The sequence below is a fragment of the Ruminococcus sp. D54t1_190329_F1 genome (genome assembly GCF_015551645.1).
GTDB classification, from domain to species: Bacteria; Bacillota; Clostridia; order Lachnospirales; family Lachnospiraceae; genus Blautia_A; species Blautia_A faecis.
In genome coordinates this window covers 1-5,331 of record NZ_JADNDC010000076.1, presented here as the reverse complement: position 1 = coordinate 5,331, position 5,331 = coordinate 1, and the positions used below count along the sequence as shown (strand labels likewise).

6 protein-coding genes and 1 pseudogene are annotated in these 5,331 nt (G+C 42.3%); all 7 read right to left on the bottom strand.

Features of this window, described 5'->3' with window-relative positions:
• Positions 1–368: pseudogene (locus I2D69_RS19390) on the bottom strand (class I SAM-dependent methyltransferase); the annotation flags it as partial.
• A 14-nt stretch (positions 369–382) separates the two neighbouring features.
• Positions 383–580 carry a hypothetical protein gene (locus I2D69_RS20375; protein ID WP_226841077.1) on the bottom strand — a complete coding sequence of 66 codons (198 nt, stop codon included), beginning with the start codon at positions 578–580 and terminating at the stop codon, positions 383–385.
• Positions 581–1,227: 647 nt separating this feature from the next.
• Positions 1,228–1,452 (bottom strand): hypothetical protein, encoded by a 225-nt coding sequence (locus I2D69_RS19380; protein WP_226815924.1) that lies wholly within the window; start codon positions 1,450–1,452, stop codon positions 1,228–1,230.
• Between the two features lie 136 nt (positions 1,453–1,588).
• Entirely contained in the window at positions 1,589–2,920 is a 1,332-nt protein-coding gene (locus I2D69_RS19375; protein ID WP_195380405.1) for a threonine/serine exporter family protein, read from the bottom strand.
• 27 nt (positions 2,921–2,947) lie between these two features.
• Positions 2,948–3,754, bottom strand: coding sequence for a DUF4866 domain-containing protein (locus I2D69_RS19370; RefSeq protein ID WP_195380404.1), 807 nt, complete (start codon positions 3,752–3,754; stop codon positions 2,948–2,950).
• Positions 3,755–3,920: 166 nt separating this feature from the next.
• Positions 3,921–4,394 carry a DUF2284 domain-containing protein gene (locus I2D69_RS19365; protein WP_173719629.1) on the bottom strand — a complete coding sequence of 158 codons (474 nt, stop codon included), beginning with the start codon at positions 4,392–4,394 and terminating at the stop codon, positions 3,921–3,923.
• Positions 4,395–4,449: 55 nt separating this feature from the next.
• Positions 4,450–5,331: LysR family transcriptional regulator (locus I2D69_RS19360; RefSeq protein WP_195380403.1), on the bottom strand; the 882-nt coding region annotated here is incomplete at its 5' end.

The window sequence follows — 5,331 nt, the reverse complement described above, 5'->3', positions numbered from 1 at the left end:
CTCACAACACAATGCATTCGCATACCTTTACGAATTTCAAATTTTTCTACTTTTAATCCTGCTTTTTTGCAACATTTCATAACCATAGCTCTTGTTGGAACCCGGACATCTTCATGTCCGCATATATTTGCCAACGGCATTTCCAATGTATTCATTAGCCATACCAATACTTTATTGTCACTGGTCACATCTCTCAGTATCAATCTTCCATTTGGGCGAAGACATCTTTTCACACTGTCAAAAAATGCCTGTGGATCCGGATAATCCTTCTTGCACATTTCGTAAATGCCAGCATGGTTACTTTCATATCTTCCTGCTGCTTTTGTAAACTCTTTAATTGACAATTTTTTATATTTTTCATTTTTCATGCTTTTTTCTCCAATCACTGTACCTTTTTCGCCTTGCATCCGCATTTCTTCATTTTTTTCATATAAGCATAAAACTGCTTATGCAATTCCCGCATTTCATCTGGTGCCTTCATAGCATGTTGACACATAAATTTATCTCCAAAACTGCTTCCAAATGTAACTACCAGCATAATCGCTAAAAATGGCAAGGGTAAAAAGCGAAAAATATTCATTTCCGACAATGTCTTCCCATTTATTGTAACTGTCCAGTGAATTTATCATTGTAACAATCGTATTACTTTTATTATTTTTCAATTCAGTAAGTGCTTCATACAGCTGGTTTTCCCGGACAGTAAGCAAGACAAAATCATAAATATCATCGTTTGGTAGTTCTCCAAGGATCCAATCACACCAGCACCATAAATCAATATTCTCATAAGAATCATTCCTCTCCTCTTACCCCAGTGCCACATCCAAGATCATCATCAAACTAAATCCAAGTTCAAAGAAAAGCGTACCGATATTCGAGTGCTGTCCCTGAGACATTTATTAGCATTATGTATTCCTTTCTGTATAGTCAAAAGTACTTTCACGTCGTTCTACTGTTAGGTTTAACTAACTTCCATGTATAAAAGAAACCGTGCAAAAAGCAAACTGTAATTTCACACGGTTTTCCTTATGTTTAAGTATATCACTTACGAAATCATATAACAATATAATTCTTTTAACAATTTACAAAAAGCCGGAGGTCACAATAATCTTCATGACCTCCGACTCGTTATACTTATTCTACACTGTCCTTACACCCAAATCAGCTTCTCTCTCCGGCTTATCTTTTCCCTGCTTTTCCTGGATAATTCTCTTATTGATTTCTAAACGTTCATGAATCGACAGTTTCTTTTCCTGGCATTGCCTTTTTCTGTGTTACTGCCTTTCTTTCAGCTTTTCCTTCATCCTTAACTGCTGTATTTGCTTCAACGCCAGCTCTTGGCACAGCTTCTCTGCTCTCATTTTTCTCTGCCACCTGCTGTTCTCGTCTCTCCTTCACACCTTTTTCTTCCAGACTGCAAAAACTCTGCAAATACGGCAGTACATGATTCTGCATATCATTCATATTTCCAATCGGTTCTCAGTCAATGCCTGTAAGGTCAAAATCACCGGTCAAAAGAAAATATCAGATATCCTTTTCACAATTTCACCAATCACATTTATTACGGTCTTTGTTACGAGCACGAATCAAGTCAGGTACAATACCGAAACGTCTTATCTGTTAAAATCCTTGCAAAGATTAGTCCAAGCGGAAGCGATGCAATGATCAGAAGCGCAGCTGCAAACCAGGATGCAGAAACGGATAAGGACATGATTCCAAGGTTATAAAATCCACGGTATAAATAAAGCCCCGGTACCATGACCACAATGGAAGGCACTGTCACGGAAATCCTTGGATAACCCACCTTATTTTTCAAAAGGGAGGCAAGAAGTCCGGCTGTAAGTGCCCCTATAAATGCAGCTACTGCCGGAGGTAAAGCTACGAGATCCACCAGTTCAAGACGGAGGGTATTTGCAATTGCACCAAGTACTGCCGTAGAACAGGCAATCCTGACTGGGCTGTTAAACATGATAGAAAAACCGAACACGCCGAAAAAGCTTGCAGCAAGCCGTGTGAGGATCCACATTGCAGCAGACATACGGATCTTTATGAAATCCACTGGCTGCAGGTGAAGGAGCATAGCCATGATCCAGGCAGACATGGTGGCTACCAGAACAATGATCAGTGCATAAGTGAGCCTTTCCATGCCAGAACGCATATCCAGCTTTGCCAGGTCAATTCCGCTGGTAATAAAGGGAAAACCAGGGATGATAAAAAGCATGGCACAGATATATCCTGCTTCATGCTGAATGGAAATCCCAAACAGGATTTCCCCTAATTTCAAAAGTCCTGCATATGCAAAGCATGCCAGAGAAACCGAGGAAACAATTCCAAGAAACAGGGTAAAATGATGCTTTGTTAATTTACAGCGAAAGAAATTTCCAAGTCCTGCTCCAACAAAAGCACAGAACATTTCTACCAGTCCTCCGCCCAGAAGAAAGGTAAATCCACAGCATGCAATGGCGGCAGCCAGCCCCAGGGCTACCGGGGAATAAAGGCCATGAATTCTTTCAATCTCATCCAGATAGCTATGAAGCTCTTCCCCGGACATATTTTTCCCCTCTGTTTCAAAATTGCGGATAAAATGCTCCAGCCGGTTCAGCTTTGACGTATTCACCCCTGTATTGGTAAGACATAACGACTGGGTAAATCCGTTTTCCCCATCAAAACAGGTGTACTCAATGGACATCAGCCCGATATCTGTGGTGCAGGTAATCCCCATTGCTTCCGCCAGGGCATTCATAGAGCTTCGAACTCTCCATGCTCCAGTTCCACAGGATAAAAACATAATCCCTACACGTCCTATAATGGAAGCCTTTTCCGTGATGCTCGCATTTATAACGGGAGTATTTTTGCCATTTTCATCGGTGTATTCATGCCACTCCACGTCCATGTGATTTTTTCTGACCCTCTCCAACTGCATAAAGCCACTTCCTTCAAAAAAGTCTCATTATAATTTCAGGCTGTCATTTCCAGCCTGTTCCATCATCCGTTCCCTGCAGGCAAGGACGATTCCATCAATTTCCTCCATGCGCTGAAGCATTTTCTTCTCAAACTCATGGATAGGAAGGAGAACGCCAAGCTCATCAAAGGGTTTATCGGGACTTTCTTTTTTTATACCGGTCTCCTGTCCATAGAATACGACGGCATGCGGTGCTGCCTGCTGGATTTCCTGGAAAGTCTTCCATACAACGGCATAAGTCTGGGCTTCTGTAAGACCCAGCTTACAGGTATCCGGGAGTGCATAAAGGATCAAGATTCCACGCTGGCGTTCTTCTTTTTCTTCTTTAATTTCCAGTCCGTCCGTGTAAGAATGTACAATGTCATATCCATCTGCAAGGTAAAGCCCGGACCTGGGTACACACTCATGCCTGTCAAATGTCTCTTTAAATTTTCCGTATTCATGAGCGGAAACCATCTTCCCTGCTTCTGGAAGAAGCTCTCCTTCCACATTAGTAAGAAGAACCGGGTTCTCTCCTGCTTTTCCATGGAATTTTCTTGGAATCAGGTAGGCTTCGCGGAGCAGATCAAACATACTTTTTCCACACAATTCCAGAAGAAGAGCACTTACATCCCCATTCTGGTAAGCGTGAAAGAGTACCTGCAAAAAGTGGTCCGGATCCTCATCCACCAGCATATGTTCATCATCCAGATATTGGTAAAACACTTTCCGAAGCCTTCCTGATGCCTCCGGGGAAGCCAGGATTCTGGAAAAAATATCTTCTACAGCTTGTTCTCTTGGTAAAACTGTTTTCATACTAAAACGCCTCTTTTTCTGTTTGGATCATAATGAGAGCTGTACCTGTCTCTTTTCGGGAGGGATTATAGCATTGTTATAGTCATACCGCAATAGGATGAGAGATTTCTTTTTCATATCATATTTTTATGTTTGCCATATCACAGACCGTTGTAAGTGTTTTCCATTATAAGTTTCCATGAAATAAAATTTGTGAAAAATACCGTATCTTATCATCGGTCCCCCAGCAGGTCATTCCCACCGCATCTGCCATTTCCTGGGCATCAACACAGTAGGCGGACAGGCAGGAATAGTGCCTGTAAGGACCAGCGGACATGATCAGCAGGTCGGTATTTCCAGATTCCATTATTTTAGAGGCCAACTGTTCGGTGAGTTTATTGTGCGCAAGCTTCGCCATTTTATAGTCCATATCCTTGCTTTGTATCGTCTGTAGAATAAGCGCTTTTTCATAGGCAAATACCCTTTGTTTCATAGATTCTACCGTTCCGCATTCAGGTGGACATGCTGGATTCACGTTGTAACATCCACACTGATTTTCTTCACAAAACTTTCGGTATTCCGGTTTGAATACGAGTTTTTTTGTGTCCATGATTGCCGTATTTGAAAAACCAAGTTTTTTCGCTTCTTTTATGTAATCCATAAAGTACTTTCTCCAAGTTTTTTCTAATTACCAAAATTTTTTCCATACGCTGTTTTTATACATGCCCTAATAGAATGGTATTTTTTAATTCCCTTGCCGCAGCTCCCATAGGATGCTGGCTATCATACACCAGGCAGATCTGGCGCTCCGGAATTTCATCTTTTAATGGGATCTGTACGATCTCTTTTTTCAGAAGGGATGGTGCTGCCATCGGCTGGGGCAAAAAGGCAAGCCCAAGCTCGCATTTTACCAGAGGCAGAATTTGATCCGCAGTGGCAGCTTCCGTATCCGGGGAAAGATCCAGACCATGTGATAAAAATACACTGTTGTAGAATTTATAGGTCATAGTTTCCCGCCCAAGAGAAATCAGCGGATAGTTCTTTACCTCCCGGAGGGAAAGCTCCTGACTGCTAAGGGCGGTAAAAGTAGTGCCTCCAACCAGAATCTCCTGAAACGGCATGAGCATGATCTGTTTCAATGGGAAATCCACCTCTGCCGGAGTGGAAACTACTGCAAAATCAATCTTTCCGCTCTTAACTGATTCAATGGCTTCCGGTGTGGAATGGTTGTATAGCCTCAGCCGGATTCCAGGATAAGTCATGTGAAAACTTTTTAATTTATCCAGCAGGAAAATATTGAGGGCAGTTTCACTGGCACCGATGGCTACACTTCCGTGGGATAATCCGGAGCTGTCGGCCAGTTCCTCTTCTGCTGCCTGGAACTGCTCCATTGCACTTAACACATGGATATAAAGCCGTTCTCCCTCAGGAGTGAGCTGTACGCCGCGGTTGGTACGGATAAATAAAGTGGTATTTAACTGCTGTTCCAGACAGTTCATGGCCCGGGTAATATTAGGCTGACTGTTGTTTAACGCCTGGGCCGCCTTGGTAAAGTTGTGGTATTTTGCCACATAATAAAAGATCTTATAATACTCGAA